The sequence below is a fragment of the Schaalia naturae genome (genome assembly GCF_042665795.1).
Taxonomy (GTDB): Bacteria; Actinomycetota; Actinomycetes; order Actinomycetales; family Actinomycetaceae; genus Pauljensenia; species Pauljensenia naturae.
Map to the genome: position 1 here is coordinate 3,094,700 of NZ_JBHTEF010000001.1, position 13,617 is coordinate 3,108,316.

Annotated in this window: 12 protein-coding genes, 3 tRNA genes and 2 pseudogenes; 12 read left to right on the forward strand and 5 right to left on the reverse strand. The window is 67.2% G+C overall.

The genetic code is table 11. From position 1 onward, the window contains the following. Positions 1-47 precede the first annotated feature (47 nt). Positions 48-557 carry a YajQ family cyclic di-GMP-binding protein gene (locus tag ACFQWG_RS13575; RefSeq protein ID WP_380971031.1) on the reverse strand — a complete coding sequence of 170 codons (510 nt, stop codon included), beginning with the start codon at positions 555-557 and terminating at the stop codon, positions 48-50. A 98-nt stretch (positions 558-655) separates the two neighbouring features. Here ACFQWG_RS13575 and ACFQWG_RS13580 point away from each other — a divergent pair. The 3 genes from ACFQWG_RS13580 to ACFQWG_RS13590 all read left to right on the forward strand — a co-directional run bounded on the left by ACFQWG_RS13580 (position 656) and on the right by ACFQWG_RS13590 (position 1,018). After that, positions 656-737: transfer RNA gene (locus tag ACFQWG_RS13580), tRNA-Tyr, on the forward strand. A gap of 95 nt (positions 738-832) precedes the next feature. Continuing rightward, positions 833-905, forward strand: a tRNA-Thr gene (locus ACFQWG_RS13585). Positions 906-941: 36 nt separating this feature from the next. Next, positions 942-1,018 (forward strand) — tRNA-Met (locus ACFQWG_RS13590). Between the two features lie 104 nt (positions 1,019-1,122). Here ACFQWG_RS13590 and ACFQWG_RS13595 read toward each other — a convergent pair. Then, positions 1,123-1,344 (reverse strand): annotated as a pseudogene (locus ACFQWG_RS13595) (hypothetical protein); the annotation flags it as partial. 95 nt (positions 1,345-1,439) lie between these two features. Between ACFQWG_RS13595 and ACFQWG_RS13600 the strand changes: the two are divergent. Both ACFQWG_RS13600 and ACFQWG_RS13605 read left to right on the forward strand, forming a co-directional pair. Then, the gene (locus ACFQWG_RS13600; protein ID WP_380976137.1) at positions 1,440-1,670 is read left to right on the forward strand and encodes a helix-turn-helix domain-containing protein; all 231 of its coding nucleotides are present in this window, start codon (positions 1,440-1,442) and stop codon (positions 1,668-1,670) included. Next, positions 1,667-2,923, forward strand: coding sequence for an IS256 family transposase (locus ACFQWG_RS13605; protein WP_380971033.1), 1,257 nt, complete (start codon positions 1,667-1,669; stop codon positions 2,921-2,923). Before ACFQWG_RS13600 ends, ACFQWG_RS13605 begins: the two co-directional genes overlap by 4 nt. A gap of 415 nt (positions 2,924-3,338) precedes the next feature. Here the strand turns inward: ACFQWG_RS13605 and ACFQWG_RS13610 are convergent, their stop codons facing one another. Then, positions 3,339-4,949, reverse strand: a complete 1,611-nt coding sequence (locus ACFQWG_RS13610) for an InlB B-repeat-containing protein (RefSeq protein WP_380971034.1) — start codon at positions 4,947-4,949, stop codon at positions 3,339-3,341. A 140-nt stretch (positions 4,950-5,089) separates the two neighbouring features. On the opposite strand from ACFQWG_RS13610, the gene ACFQWG_RS13615 reads away from it, so the two are divergent. The 7 genes and pseudogenes from ACFQWG_RS13615 to ACFQWG_RS13645 all read left to right on the forward strand — a co-directional run bounded on the left by ACFQWG_RS13615 (position 5,090) and on the right by ACFQWG_RS13645 (position 11,339). Further along, the gene (locus ACFQWG_RS13615) at positions 5,090-5,539 is read left to right on the forward strand and encodes a hypothetical protein (RefSeq protein ID WP_380971036.1); all 450 of its coding nucleotides are present in this window, start codon (positions 5,090-5,092) and stop codon (positions 5,537-5,539) included. Between the two features lie 344 nt (positions 5,540-5,883). Then, entirely contained in the window at positions 5,884-6,252 is a 369-nt protein-coding gene (cmtR, locus tag ACFQWG_RS13620; RefSeq protein WP_380971038.1) for a Cd(II)/Pb(II)-sensing metalloregulatory transcriptional regulator CmtR, read from the forward strand. 17 nt (positions 6,253-6,269) lie between these two features. Continuing rightward, the gene (locus ACFQWG_RS13625) at positions 6,270-8,195 is read left to right on the forward strand and encodes a heavy metal translocating P-type ATPase (protein WP_380976138.1); all 1,926 of its coding nucleotides are present in this window, start codon (positions 6,270-6,272) and stop codon (positions 8,193-8,195) included. 207 nt (positions 8,196-8,402) lie between these two features. Further along, positions 8,403-8,969, forward strand: a complete 567-nt coding sequence (locus ACFQWG_RS13630) for a TetR/AcrR family transcriptional regulator (protein ID WP_380971040.1) — start codon at positions 8,403-8,405, stop codon at positions 8,967-8,969. Beyond that, complete coding sequence (locus tag ACFQWG_RS13635; RefSeq protein ID WP_380971042.1) at positions 8,966-9,922, forward strand: DMT family transporter; 957 nt, start codon at positions 8,966-8,968, stop codon at positions 9,920-9,922. Before ACFQWG_RS13630 ends, ACFQWG_RS13635 begins: the two co-directional genes overlap by 4 nt. A 157-nt stretch (positions 9,923-10,079) precedes the next feature. Beyond that, positions 10,080-10,472: pseudogene (locus tag ACFQWG_RS13640) on the forward strand (NAD(P)H-dependent oxidoreductase); the annotation flags it as partial. Between the two features lie 174 nt (positions 10,473-10,646). Beyond that, entirely contained in the window at positions 10,647-11,339 is a 693-nt protein-coding gene (locus ACFQWG_RS13645) for a hypothetical protein (protein ID WP_380971044.1), read from the forward strand. 68 nt (positions 11,340-11,407) lie between these two features. On the opposite strand, the gene ACFQWG_RS13650 is transcribed toward ACFQWG_RS13645, so the two are convergent. Next, a complete protein-coding gene (locus ACFQWG_RS13650) occupies positions 11,408-12,622 on the reverse strand; it encodes an AGE family epimerase/isomerase (RefSeq protein WP_380971046.1) in 1,215 nt (404 codons plus the stop codon). 66 nt (positions 12,623-12,688) lie between these two features. Further along, complete coding sequence (locus tag ACFQWG_RS13655; protein ID WP_380971048.1) at positions 12,689-13,504, reverse strand: DeoR/GlpR family DNA-binding transcription regulator; 816 nt, start codon at positions 13,502-13,504, stop codon at positions 12,689-12,691. Positions 13,505-13,617 lie beyond the last annotated feature (113 nt).

The following is a 13,617-nucleotide window of genomic DNA, read 5'->3' on the forward strand; positions in this document are numbered from 1 at the left end:
CGGGGACGCCCTCGCCGGTGCCGGATCGGTGCGGGACGAGGACGGCCTCAGCGGTAGTTGACGAACTGCAGGGCGGCGTCGATGTGGGCTGACTCCGCCTCGGGGCCCTTGAGCAGAGCGATGACGGCCTGCAGATCGTCGCGGGACTTTGAGGAGACGCGGACCTCGTCGCCCTGGATCTGCGCTTTGACGCCCTTGGGGCCGCGGTCGCGGACGAGCTTCGTGATCCTCTTGGCGTTGTCCTGGCTGATGCCCTCGCGCAGGGGGACTGCGAGGATGAAGATCTTTCCGGAGGCCTTGGGTTCCCTGCCCTCGAGGTCCAGCGCTCTCAGTGAGACTCCGCGGCGGATGAGCTTCGACTCCAGGACGTCCAGGACGGCCCTCACCCGTTCGGGGGTGTTGGCCTGCATCTCGATCTCGTCTCCCGAGAGGCGGACGGCGGCGTCGACACCGCGGAAATCGTAGCGCTGGGAGATCTCCTTCGCGGCCTGGTTGACGGCGTTGTCCACCTCCTGACGGTCGATCTTCGAGACGACGTCGAACGACGAGTCGGCCATGACGATGCTCCTCTCTGTGCGTCGCGGCCGTGGTGCCGCGATTGGCGCCCCGGTCCTGATCGCTGGTATTCTTTCACGGCACCGCCCTGGCGGCGCATGGCGGGGTACCCGAGTGGCCAAAGGGAGCTGACTGTAAATCAGCCGCGGAATGCTTCGGGGGTTCGAATCCCTCCCCCGCCACAAGGCCGCAGGTTTCCTGCGGCCGAACGTGTGAGGTCCTTCTCAGCGTCGTCGATTGCCCACGTGATCGGCGCTGGGATAGGGTTTTCCGCGTTGCCCCGATAGCTCAGTCGGCAGAGCGTCTCCATGGTAAGGAGAAGGTCAAGGGTTCGATTCCCTTTCGGGGCTCCGGTTGTGGGGCGCCTGGCGGCCCACGGCCCAAGCGGCGGGGTAGCTCAGCCGGTCAGAGCGCACGACTCATAATCGTGAGGTCGCGGGTTCGATCCCCGCCCCCGCTACCAGCCGAGGGTCCGGTCCCGGAAGGGACCGGACCCTCCCTGTACGCCGGCACGTAAGCGGCGGGAATCCACCCGCCCCGGCCGTCGGGGGAGGGCATCAGATCCTGGACTTGGAGCCCGAGAAACGCGGCCGTTGCGAGCAGCTCTGTTGCAGACCAGCCAACGGTTCCGCGCAGCTTGCGGCTGACCGATGACTTGGTGACCTCCAGGGCGTGAGCAAGCTCTTGGGCCTGGATGCTGCGCACGAAGAGGTGCTGGTTGACCGTGATGCCGATGGCTCTGTCAGCCGTCAGAAGATCGTCGCGAGTACCGACCGCGGGTGCTGTCATGTTGCCAGGATAGGGCACTGTAGCAAATACTGCAACTGGCGTACTTGACAGCACCTAGGTGCGCAGGCATGATCTAAGCCATGCGGTCGCAAGAAATGCAACTATGTGAAGTGATCGGTACAGGTCGCGCCGCGGAGATCGTGGGGGTCTCCCGTGACACGATCCGTCGTTGGGCGAAGAGCGGCCGGTTGCGCCACATCCTGCTCCCATCGGGGCAGATGCGATTCTATGAGGCGGACATCGAGGCCCTGTTGCGTCCGGTCGAGATGGGACTGTCAGGAGAACGGTGGATCTGGGACTGGCCTGACCGAAAGGAAGGGCTATGAGCCAGACCATCGAGATGATCGATCCTGTGACAGGAGAGATCATCGATCAGCAACAGATCGCCGAGCAGCTGCTCGCGCAGGCCAAGGAGCAGGGAGTCAGCCTCGTCGGGCCGGGAGGCCTGCTCGGCGGGCTCACGAAGACGGTGCTGGAGACCGCGCTGGAAGCTGAGATGACCGAGCACCTCGGTTACGACAAGCACGCGTCCTCGATCGGTGAGAACGCGCGCAACGGGACCCGCTCGAAGACGGTGCTCACCGAGGTCGGTGCCGTCGAGATCGACGTGCCGAGAGATCGTGACGGGTCGTTCCAGCCGAAGATCGTGCGCAAGCGGCAGCGGCGGTTGGACGGGATCGACGAGATTGTCCTGTCGCTGACCGCGCGCGGGCTGACGACTGGTGAGGTCGCGGCGCACTTCGACGACGTCTACGGCGCGAGCGTCAGCAAGGACACGATCTCGAAGATCACCGACAAGGTGATCGAGGAGATGACCGAGTGGCAGAACCGGCCGCTGGACCGGGTCTACCCGGTGGTGTTCATCGACGCGATCGTGGTGAAGGTCCGGGACGGGCAGGTCCGCAACAAGCCGTTCTACGTCGCCGTCGGCGTCACCACGGCCGGGGAACGGGACATCCTCGGGATCTGGGCCGGCGACGGCGGCGAGGGCGCGAAGTTCTGGCTGGGCGTGCTCACCGAGATCAAGAACCGCGGCGTCGAGGACGTGTGCATCGTGGTCTGCGACGGTCTGAAGGGACTGCCGGAGTCGATCACCACGACGTGGGAGCTCGCGGTCGTGCAGACGTGCATCATCCACCTGATCCGCAACACGTTCCGCTTCGCGTCGCGCAAGTACTGGGACCAGATCGCCCGCGACCTGCGCCCGGTCTACACCGCGCCGACCGAGGCTGCCGCGAGAGCTCGATTCGAGGAGTTCGCGGAGAAGTGGTGCACGATGTATCCCGCGATCCGCAAGCTCTGGGAGAACGCCTGGAGCGAGTTCATCCCGTTCCTGGACTACGACGTCGAGATCCGCCGCATCATCTGCAGCACCAACGCGATCGAGTCCCTCAACGCCCGCTACCGCCGCGCGGTCAGGGCACGCGGACACTTCCCGAACGACGCCGCCGCGGTGAAGTGTCTGTATCTCGTGACGAGGTCGCTTGACCCCACCGGCCGGGGTCGGGCACGCTGGGTGACGAGGTGGAAGCCCGCACTCAACGCCTTCGCGATCACCTTCGAAGGCCGAATCAACTGAAATGCGCCAGGCCAGATCCACCGTTAATCTGACACACCCAGACCCTAGGATTGGATCGCGTTTTTGAGATTTGGGAACGACTTGGGCTGAGATTGAGCGAAGATCGAGGTGAGTCATCGTGGCGCTGAATTCAATGGATGGGGTGTCTATCGTAACCGGGGGGTGGGAATTTCAAGTCCTATGGATGGTGGTTGCCATCGTCGGTCTCGTGGTCACTGTCGTCATCGTGCTCGCGATCGTTCGCTGGTTCTTCAGCAAGGCATCTCGACATTCTGGGAGACAGGAGCCGGTTCCGCGATGCGATCCTGAACGGAGGGGGAATCCATGATCGTTGTCTCCGCTTGATCTTCCACCTCCAGTACGAGGAATATCCTGCATCAATGGCGATGCAGGGTATTTCTCTGCCGTCGGCGCTCTACTTGCATGTTGCCGATTCGAACCAACGGCCCACTACCTCTGCCAATCCGCCTTGATCTTCGGAGTTTCCGAAGCCGTGGCTCTCGATGTGGGCGCGGATTCCGGCCAGCGCGTCGGGGTCGAGTTGGTAGCAGGTGGCGTCGGTGTCGGTGAGGGCTGTGTTGAGGGCGGCGCGGAGTGTGGGGTCGGTGCGCCAGCCGCTGTCGTTTGCGAGGCCGCCTTCGGCGGGGGGCTTGTCGAGGTACTGGCTGGAGATCCCGCGCACGTAGTTCACCTCGGGGGCCTCTGGGTTGCCGGTGCTCACGGTGACACGGATCCGCAGGAAGGCGACGCTGCGAGCCTCGTCTTTGAGCTTGTAGGTGAGGGTGACGGATCCGTCTGCGGTCATGGAGGTGTAGTCGTCCGGGTCGTAGTCGAAGAGCGTGATGCCGATGTCGGAGCCGGTCGCGGCGACGTCCGCCTGTGTCTTGCGTTGGAGGGGGGTCGTTTCGCGGTCGAAGGCGCGGACGGTGGAGAGCAGTTCCTCTTCGGTGATGTCGCCGGCGCGTGCTTGGTCGAGGGTGAAGTAGCGGTTCGGGTACTCCTTGTACAGGAATTGGGGGGCGTCGTCCCAGATGGCGTACAGCTCGACGCGGTTTCGGGTGGAGAGGGCGCCGGCTTGGGCGTGGTCGGCGATGGTGGCGGCGCGGGCGTCGGGGTCGGTGCTCCACCCGAGGAACACGCTGTTCAGTTCCGTTGTCTCGCCGCCGTCCTCGTCAATGAACGCTTTCGCCCCGGTGGTCTTCTGGTAGGTGTTGGCGGGGAGTCGGCAGGTGGCGCAGCCGACCTGGAAGGCGGTGGAGCCCATCTCGCCGGTGACGGTGCCGCCTTGGGCGTTGGGGAGGAAGGCGACGGTGAACTGTTTGGCCTGCCAGTGGGCGTAGACGGTGAGGTCGCTCATCGCCTTGGTGGAGGAGGTGACCTGGGTGCCGCCTGTCGGGGTGGTGAACCATCCGAGGAAGGTCTTCCCTGCGGCTCGCGCGGTGGAGAGGATGTTCCAGTTTTGGCCTCGGGCTCGGGTGATCGGATTGCCTGAGACGGTTCCGCCCGCGGTGTTCGCGTCATAGGTCAGCGTGTAGCGGGGCTTGACGATCGCGATGTCGGAGTCGGTGACCTGTTTGGTTTTGCCACCGAGGATCGCGCCCGTGGCCGTCGTTGTCTCTGCGAGGCTGAGGGTGTCTGTGGACATGAGGTCGTCGGTGATCTCGATGGTGGACGTGCACTCCATCGAGGCGCCGGGCGCGAGAGTGTGGGCGGGGCAGGTGAAGTGGGGGACTTGGAGGCTGTCGCGGGTGTGGTTGTCGAGGCTTCCCTCGATCGTGATGTCGGTGAGGTCGACGTTGCCGGTGTTGGTGACGGTCGTGGTGAAGGTCTCGGTGCCGCGGGCGTAGGTGTCTGTCGGCGTGCTGGGCCGGGCCTTCGTTGACGTGGTGATCGTGAGGTCGCGGGTTCGATCCCCGCCCCCGCTACCAGCCGAGGGTCCGGTCCCAGAAGGACCGGACCCTCCCTGTATGCCGACCCCGGGGGGAATGCCTCCAGGGCATGTTCGAGTCGCTGTCCCGTTGGCCATCCTCGGGAAGAGGCTCTTGTGTCTGCGCAATCTGGACTTGGCTCGACGGCGAGTCAGAAGTCTCGTACGTCACCTTTGTGTTGGCAAGAGAGTATGATGTTCATTGTTGGTAGTAGTTGTCGCGTCAAGGAGGATCCGCCATGAGGCGTTCCGCCGTTGTCCTTGCGGGGACGCTCGCCTCGGTGTTCCTCGTGGCCGCGGCATGCTCCTCAGGGGCGGAGTCGGCGGGCTCGGCTCAAAGCCCTGAATCCTCCGCGGAGTCCTCCTCGCCTGCGTCGCTGCCGGCCCCGATCTTCTTTGACCCGGCCAGCCTGCAGGGCAGGACGATCAAGATCTCTCGGGACATCCCCCTGGTCCTCCAGGTCGACGATTCCGAACTGGACCTCTGGACGGGTGCGGTCGGGGATCCCGGTATCGCAGGCTTCTCCGCCGGCGGCTCGAAGGGCAGTTATTCTGTGAATCCTGCCTTCGACGCGAAGAGGGAGGGGACGACGGCCGCGACCCTGACGGGGCCCGACAACGCGAAGATCAGTTTCACGCTGACGGTCGTCGCCGACAACGAGGATGTCACGACGTCACAGAGCGGGTAGGCGGACGCGCTCCATCGGAGTGGATGCGCCTATTTCGCATCCCGTGTGGGGATCTCCGCATGGCCCACGCGACCTCCGCATCGCGCCTCTGTCCGGTGGGCGGCGTTCCGAGTGAGCGCTCACAGGCGATCTCGGCTCGAGGCAGCACAGAATGTCCGGGAGGCCTGGTCGGCGGACGTTGCCTGCATTCTCATGTGTGCAGGTCACAGGCTGGAGAGGGAGGACGTCCGGGTCTTCCCGCATCGGTATTCTGTGCTGTCGGCGCTCCCGCGCGTCCGGTGGTCGCCCAGAAGCGGATGGGAACGCGATACCCATTGGTCAGCTGCCGCTGTATGATTCAGCCTATGCTGACCATTGCCTCTCGCCTCGACGCGATGAACAGACTGGGCCGCGCGATGGCGGACCCGACCCGGTCGAGGATCCTGCTGACGTTGCTGGACGGGCCGTCCTATCCCGCCATCCTCGCGTGCGACCTCGGGTTGACCAGGTCGAACGTGTCCAACCACCTGGCCTGCCTACGGGGCTGCGGCCTCGTCGTGGTCGAGCCGGAAGGGCGGAGGACCCGTTACGAAATCGCCGACGCCCATCTGGTCCGCGCGCTGGGAGAGCTGGTCGAGGTCACGCTCGCCGTCGACGTCGACGCGCCCTGCGTGGACGATGGGTGCTCTCCGGCGTGCCCGGCCGATCGGGCAGTCGAGGGGCTGGAGTCGTGAGGGCGGGGGCAGACCTCATGCCCGGGGCTGTCGCCGATCTGGACAGTGACGAGGCCGGGGACGGCCCGTGGTGGCGCGATCCCGAGGTCGTTCTCCCGATCGTCTCCGCGGCGGCCTTCTCGGCGGGGCTCGTGTGCGGATGGGCGGGGGCCCGGACGGCGGCGTCGGTCGTCTTCTGGATCGGGCTCATCGCCGGCGGGGCGACCTTCGCCCCCGAGGCCGTCCGCGATCTGCTGACGCGCGGCAAGCTCGGGATCGGGCTGCTGATGACGATCAGCGCGATCGGGGCGGTCCTGCTCGGCCAGATCGAGGAGGCTGCCGCGCTCGCGTTCCTGTATTCGATCTCCGAGGCCCTTGAGGACAAGGCCATGGATCGGGCGCGTTCCGGTCTGCGTGCGCTGCTGAGGCTGGTCCCGCAGACCGCGACCGTCCAGCGCGGGGGAACGACCCTCGACGTCCCGGCAGCGGATCTGCAGGTCGGCGATGTCCTCATCGTCCGTGCCGGTGAACGGGTGGCCACAGACGGGATCATTCGCGCCGGGCACAGCAGCCTCGACACCTCGGCGATCACCGGCGAGTCGATCCCGGTCGAGGCCGGGCCGGGCGAGGCTATCTCAGCCGGTGCGATCGCGACGACGGGCGCTCTCGAGATCGAGGCCACCGCAGCCGGGGCCGACAATTCCCTGACGACGATCGTCCGCCTGGTCGAGCAGGCCCAGACGGAGAAGGGGCAGCGTGCGCGTCTGGCTGATCGCATCGCTCGGCCCCTGGTCCCCGGGGTGATGGTCCTCGCCGTCCTCGTCGGTGCGCTCGGATCCGTGTTGGGCGATCCTCAGGTGTGGGTCACGCGGGCGCTGGTCGTCCTCGTCGCGGCATCGCCCTGCGCGCTGGCGATCGCCGTGCCCGTCACCGTCGTGTCGGCGATCGGGGCGGCCAGCAGGTTCGGCGTGGTCATCAAGTCGGGCGCCGCCTTCGAGCGTTTCGGGGAGATCCGACACGTCGCCCTCGACAAGACGGGGACGCTGACGCGCAACCGGCCGGCCGTCACCCATGTCGAGACGGTCGACGGGATCTCCGAGGACCAGCTTCTCTCCTGGGCGGCGGCCGTGGAACGGGGGAGCGTCCATCCGCTGGCCGCGGCGATCTGCGCGGCAGCCCCCGGCGCGGCGCGTGCCGAGGACATCGTGGAGACGGCCGGCCAGGGGATCGGCGGACTCGTCGGGGGCGCACGGGTCGCCATCGGGAGCCCACGCCGCCTCGACGCCGGGCGCCTGGCCGATCGCGTCGAGAGCCTCGAGGCCGAGGGCGCGACCGTCGTGATCGTGCGCCGCAACGGCGTCAGCGTCGGCGTGATCGGCATCCGCGACGAGCTCCGGCCGGAGTCGGCGGAGGCGGTGGCCACCCTGGAGCGCACGGGGATCGGCGTCACGATGCTGACGGGCGACAACGCGCGGACGGCGCGCGCCCTCGGCCTCGAGGCCGGGATCGAGGACGTGAGGGCGGAACTGCGCCCGCAGGACAAGGCAGAGGCGATCCGGCAGATGAGCCGGTCGACGCCGACTGCGATGATCGGGGATGGCATCAACGACGCCCCGGCGCTTGCTGCCGCAGACCTCGGAATCGCCATGGGAGCGACCGGATCCGACGCGGCGATCGAGTCGGCGGACGTGGCTTTCACAGGCCGCGACCTGCGGCTGCTCCCCCAGGCCTTCGCCCACACCCGACGGGGCCGCCAGATCATGAACGAGAACCTCGTCCTCGCGATCCTCATCATCGCGTGTCTGCTGCCCTTGGCCATCACCGGCGTGCTCGGCCTGGCCCAGGTCGTCCTGATCCACGAGGGCGCCGAGGTGGTCGTCATCCTCAACGGCCTGCGCGCCGCGCGGATCCGGGGCAACCGGGTCGCTGACGAGGACGTCGATGGTCGGGCCGGCTCTCGATGAGGACGTGACCGGGGTCTTGGCCGACGGCAGACGTGGACCATCGACGTCCTCATCGAGCGTGCGCCAGCCCATCCGGATCCTCGCCGGGCGGCGCGACGAATTTGCGCCGGATCGGGGGCAACGGTTTCTCCGTCCGAATAGGTAGACTGATCTACCTAATGGTAGCGTGGCCGCGTTGGCGGGTGAGCGGGGAGGACAGGGATGGCGATGAGAGCCGGGTCAGCGCGGGAGCGCCTGCTGGGGGCGGCGGCTCGGCTGTTCTATGCGAACGGAGTGACAGCGACCGGGATCGATGCGATCATCGCGGAGGCCGGGGTCGCGAAGATGAGCCTGTACAACAACTTCGCCTCGAAGGACGAACTGGTACGGGCCTACATCGAGGCGCGTCACGAGGAATGGCTGGAGCTGTACCGGGCGCGGTTGACGCACGCGACCACGGCCGAGCAGGGCGTCCTGGCCGTGTTCGATGCCTACATCGATCACGCAGAGGCGGTGTACGAGCACGGATTCCGGGGATGCGGGCTGCTCAACGCGGCCGCTGAACTGCCTGCAGGCTCTCCGGGCCGTGAAGCGGTACGCCGGCACAAGGAGCAGGTCGAGTCGATTCTCCGGGGGCATCTGAAGGAGATGGCCTCGACGGACGAGTCCGCCGGGCTGGCGGAGCACCTGGCGTTCGTCCTGGAGGGCGCCGTCAGCCGTGCCGGCCTCGAAGGGCGCTCCGAGCGGCTCCTGCACGCGCGGTCGATCGCCGAGACGCTCTTGGCTGGGTCGTGAGCCGGACGCGGCTGGTCGGCATCGCCGCGATCGCCGTCACCTCGGTGCTGTGGGGGACCACGGGCACGGCGGCGACCTTCGCGCCGGCGGCGGGCCCGTTGGCGATCGGCGCGGCCGCGCTGGGCGCCGGCGGCCTGCTCCAGGCGGCGGCCGCGGCTCCGGCTCTTCGGGCGGCCTGGCCATCGCTGCGCGCCCAGGGTCGTGTGGTGGCGTGGGGAGCGGTGTCGGTCGGCGTGTACCCGCTGGCCTTCTACAGCTCGATGCGCGCCGCGGGGGTCGCCGTGGGAACGGTGGTCTCGCTGGCCTCCGCGCCGCTCGTCTCCGGCCTGCTCGAACGGTTCGCGGAGCGCCGGCCGTTGAGCCGGTCGTGGATGCTCGCGGCGGCGCTGGGCGTCGCTGGCAGCGTCCTGCTGTGCGCCTCCCGGATGAGTGGGCCGGAGTCCTCGGCGATCGGGATCCTGGCCGGCATCGGCCTGGGGCTGGTCGCCGGCGCGACCTACGCCGCCTACTCGTGGGCGGCCAGCCGGCTCATGAGGAGCGGCGTCGACCGGGCGGCGGCGATGGGAGCGGTCTTCGGCGGGGGAGGCGCGCTGCTGGTTCCCGTCCTCCTCCTCACCGGCGCGCCCCTCGTGGAGTCGCCGCGGGCATTCCTCGTCGCCGGCTACATGGCGCTGATCCCCATGTTCTGCGGGTACCTCCTCTTCGGGATCGGTCTGGCCCGCGTGCCGGCGAGCACGGCGACGACCGTGACGCTGCTGGAGCCGGCCATCGCCGCGATTCTGGCGGTCGCCGTGGTCGGCGAACGCCTCACCTCCCTTGCCGGAATAGGGTTGGCGGTCATCGCGGGCGCCCTGCTCGTCCTCACCGTCCTGCCTGCCGGCACCTCGCATCCGGCCGACCGCGCCGCCGAGACACCCCCGTCGCGCGGGCTCCCGCCCCCTGATGTCGCATGAGCCGGTCGAGGCCGAGTCCCGGCAGGCCCGACAGAGAACTGCGATGACCGTCGTGCCGCGCATTGAGGTGATCCGGGCCCACCCGCGCGCCCAGTCTCTGGCCGCGGCCATCGCAGGAGACGTGGTTGAGACGCTTGGCCAGTGAGGTGCCGACGTCGACGTCCTCGACCTGCGCGGGTCGGGATTCGACCCGGTGCTCCGTGAACCGGACGAGCCGGACGGGGGCGACCTCGACAAACGCTACTCGGATGAGGTCATGGGCCAGGCCGAGCGGATGCGGGGCTGCGACGCCGTCGTCTTCGTGTTCCCGGCGTGGTCGTACTCGTTTCCGGTGATCACGAAGGGTTTCATCGACCGCGTGTGGAACAACGGCCTGTTCTATGGCGGAGGACGACGATCTGGTCTGGAGGCGGTGCGGTGGATCGGTCTGGCGGGGGAGGCGCCGGAGGCCTTCGCCAAGCGCGGCTACGACACCGCTCATGGAGCGCCACCTCAACGTCGGCATCGCCGGCCTGTGCGGTGTGAGCGACAGTCGCGTGGAGATCCTTGACAACATCTCGACGAGGGCGTCGCCGACCATGATGCGCATGTCGCCGGCTTGCGCTCCCAGGCCAGGCTCGCGGCGGGCGGCCTCCTCGCCGCGCTCGCCCCCGGTCTCGCCGGCCACGCCCGGTGACCGCAGGCGCGGCCGGCGGCCCCCACGGATGTCTGGCAGCATGCTTGTATGGACCTGATCCTCATCGCAGCCGGCCTGGGCGTCGCCGGCGTCGACGTTCTGGGGGTCGTGCTGGCGGTGACCGCGCTTCGAATAGGCGCCACACGCCGTTCGCTCGCGCTCTTCGCCGGGACGGTCTTTGTCGGGACCGTGCTCGTGGGCACCGTCTCCTCACTGTTCCTGGGCGCGCTCGTCACGGATGCCGCCGGTCTCCTCGGTGGCGTCTCCAACAAGATCTGGGTGATCGTGGAGGCCGTCGCGGTCGGCCTGCTGTGGTTCTGGGCCGCCAGACGCTGGCGCCGACGCAGTACGGCCGCGCCGGGGAAACCGGAGAACAGCCCTCGGGCCGAGCGCTGGGCGGGCCGCAGCCTGCTGGGCGCGGGCATCTTGTTCTCCCTCAGCGCCCTCACCGATCCGTCATACCTGGCCCTGATCGCCCTGTCCGGTCACAACGGCTCCATTCCGACCGTCGTCGGCGCCCAGGTGCTCTGGATCCTGGTCAGCCAGGCGCCATTGTTCGTCTTCACCGGCGCTTTCCTGGCAGGCGGCGCGCAACGGCTGACGGCATGGTTCGACCGGATCCAGAGCCGGTACGGCGCGCGTCTGTCAGGGCTTCTGACGGCCGTCATCGCCCTCGCGGGCCTGGTGCTGACGGTCGACCTCGCCGGCTTCCTCCTCACCGGGGAATGGCTGCTGGACTGAATGCGGGCCCGCCGCCCGCGCACCGACCTTCTGCGAGCCGGAGGAACGGGGCGACGGGGTGTGCGGGGTCATCGCTGGCCTGCCAGAGCAGCGGCGAACGACGGCCCGACGGGGAGCTTGCAGATGAGCATCGCCTGCAGGGCGTGGTAGATGTCGGGCTTGCCCGACCAGGTGCGGTCGGAAGGGGTGTTGTTCTCGTCGAGTTCCTCATGCCACTGACCGGGTCTCTCGATCAGGCAGGTTCTGGCATATGACCAGTAGTCGCGGATGTCGAGGGCATAGGACTCGTCATGGTTCACGTGCGACAAGGTCGCGGCTGCTCCGATGGCTTCACACAGGACCCAGTACATGCGTTGACGGACGAGGGGCCTCCCCTTGAAATCGACGGTGTAGACGAAACCGGGATGCCCGTCCGGTCCCCACCCTTCCGCCAGTGACTTTCGATACATGTGCTTCGGGGCGTTGTCGAAGGCAGGGGGATAGACGACGCCCTGCGAACGGCATTCGTTCCTGACCTCGAGGATGAGCCGTGACCATTCGAGCCAATGCCCGATGGTGGAGCCGAACGGGCGAAACGCGTCAGCGAGGGCATCGGAATTGTAGGAAAGCTGCGGCTCCCATGAGGCGTTGAAGTGCTCGGGCAACCTGAAGTCGTGCGACATGAAGAATTTCAGGATGCGGCTGGTGATCCGAAGCGCGCGGGACAGATGAACGCGATCACCGGTTGCCGCCCACGCCGCGAGAAGCGCCTCAACCGTGTGCATGTTGGCGTTTGCCCCGCGATAGGGGTCGACGACACCCGTCACGGGGTCCCGTGAGTCGAGGACCATTCCTGCGGTCTCGTCCCACCACAGCAAGTCGAAGCTGCGCAGTGCGCGGTCAAGAAGGTCCGCAGAACCGTCGATTCCAGCGGCCAGTCCGGAAGAGGCTGCGAGGATGACAAACGAATGGTCGTAGGCCTGCTGGGGAAGACGTCTGTCCGTGCCGTCAATGCCGACCACGGTGGACCAGCCGTTGCCCGGGGCGTTGGCCAGAGGGCCGTCCAGGAGACAGCGCACGCCGTGCTCGGCGACAGGTCCGCACCAGTCCTCCCCCAGAAGTCGTCCGAGGGCGAAGCAATGGGTCATCCGTCCGGTGACCCACAGCTGGACACCGCGACCGGGATCGATCGAGCCGTCGTCGGTGAGCCATCCGAATCCGTGTTGGGCCTGCGAGCGCGCTCCGAACCTCAGGAGGGCATCGGTCTCGGCGTCAAAGTCGGACTGCAGGACTGGGTCGTTCATCGGGTTCTCCTCTGTCGCCGGGCCGCTCGCGTGCGGTCGGCGTCGAGTGTGTGGACAAGAGAGTCGTCAGCTGCCATCCCCGTCAGAGGGGTACAGGACCTCGACGTTGTGCGCTTTGAGGGCCTCGGCGAGCAGCCGGTCCGGCGCGGCGTTCGTGATGAGGTAGTCCGCCATGGACAGTCCTCCGATGGCAGCGAACAGGCTCTTCCCGAACTTCGTCGAATCTGCGAGAACGGCGACCTTCTTGGCTCTTGCCGCCATTTCGGCGATCATTGAGGCTTCGCTGAGGTTCGACGTCGAGAAGCCGTTCTCGGCGTCGACGGCGCCGACGCCGAGCAGTGCGAGGTCGACACGGATGTCCACCTCGGTGCCCGTCAGCGGATTGGTGAAGGTGACGGGGCCGATTGCAACGGCTCCGGAGAGCCGAACCTGGCCGCCGAGCACGTAGAGATCTCGGCAGCAGTCGGGCGAGATCTCAAGGGGAATTCTCAGGTTGTTGGTCGCGATGATGAGCTCGCGGCGCCGGGAGAGGTGACGGACGGCCGCCAGCGTTGTCGTCCCCGCGTTGATGAAGAGCACGGCGCCATCGGGAACGAGAGTGCCCGCCAGCTGGCCGATGGCGTCCTTTTCCGTCGGCCGGAGCCTCGATCGGTCGTCCAACCCGGTGTCGTGCCATGGGACGGCAGAGAGTGACATCGCACCACCACGGGTGCGGATGACCAGACCTTCCGCATCCAATTGGTCCAGGTCTCTACGGATCGTGTCCACGGACACGGCGAAGCGATCGGCAAGCTCGGTTACTGTCACCTGGCCTAGTTCTGAGACCGCCGAGGCAACCTCGGCCTTGCGGCCCGCAGGGAGTCGTTGTGCTGTCTCGCTCACAGCCCTCATCGTAGTAGAGCCATGACTGATCGTGCGGCAAGACCCTGATTGTTACTAGATTGTTACTTGAAGATGCTGTTTTTGCGAGGAGTGGGTCGCTAGATTCTTCGATG

What these genes read in the sequence shown, in the direction of transcription:
- ACFQWG_RS13575 (WP_380971031.1), bottom strand. Translation starts at nt 557, where the DNA reads ATGGCCGACTCGTCGTTCGACGTCGTCTCGAAGATCGACCGTCAGGAG.
- ACFQWG_RS13600 (WP_380976137.1), top strand. Translation starts at nt 1,440, where the DNA reads ATGCAACTATGTGAAGTGATCGGTACAGGTCGCGCCGCGGAGATCGTG.
- ACFQWG_RS13605 (WP_380971033.1), top strand. Translation starts at nt 1,667, where the DNA reads ATGAGCCAGACCATCGAGATGATCGATCCTGTGACAGGAGAGATCATC.
- ACFQWG_RS13610 (WP_380971034.1), bottom strand. Translation starts at nt 4,949, where the DNA reads ATGGCCAACGGGACAGCGACTCGAACATGCCCTGGAGGCATTCCCCCC.
- ACFQWG_RS13615 (WP_380971036.1), top strand. Translation starts at nt 5,090, where the DNA reads ATGAGGCGTTCCGCCGTTGTCCTTGCGGGGACGCTCGCCTCGGTGTTC.
- cmtR (WP_380971038.1), top strand. Translation starts at nt 5,884, where the DNA reads ATGCTGACCATTGCCTCTCGCCTCGACGCGATGAACAGACTGGGCCGC.
- ACFQWG_RS13625 (WP_380976138.1), top strand. Translation starts at nt 6,270, where the DNA reads ATGCCCGGGGCTGTCGCCGATCTGGACAGTGACGAGGCCGGGGACGGC.
- ACFQWG_RS13630 (WP_380971040.1), top strand. Translation starts at nt 8,403, where the DNA reads ATGAGAGCCGGGTCAGCGCGGGAGCGCCTGCTGGGGGCGGCGGCTCGG.
- ACFQWG_RS13645 (WP_380971044.1), top strand. Translation starts at nt 10,647, where the DNA reads ATGGACCTGATCCTCATCGCAGCCGGCCTGGGCGTCGCCGGCGTCGAC.
- ACFQWG_RS13650 (WP_380971046.1), bottom strand. Translation starts at nt 12,622, where the DNA reads ATGAACGACCCAGTCCTGCAGTCCGACTTTGACGCCGAGACCGATGCC.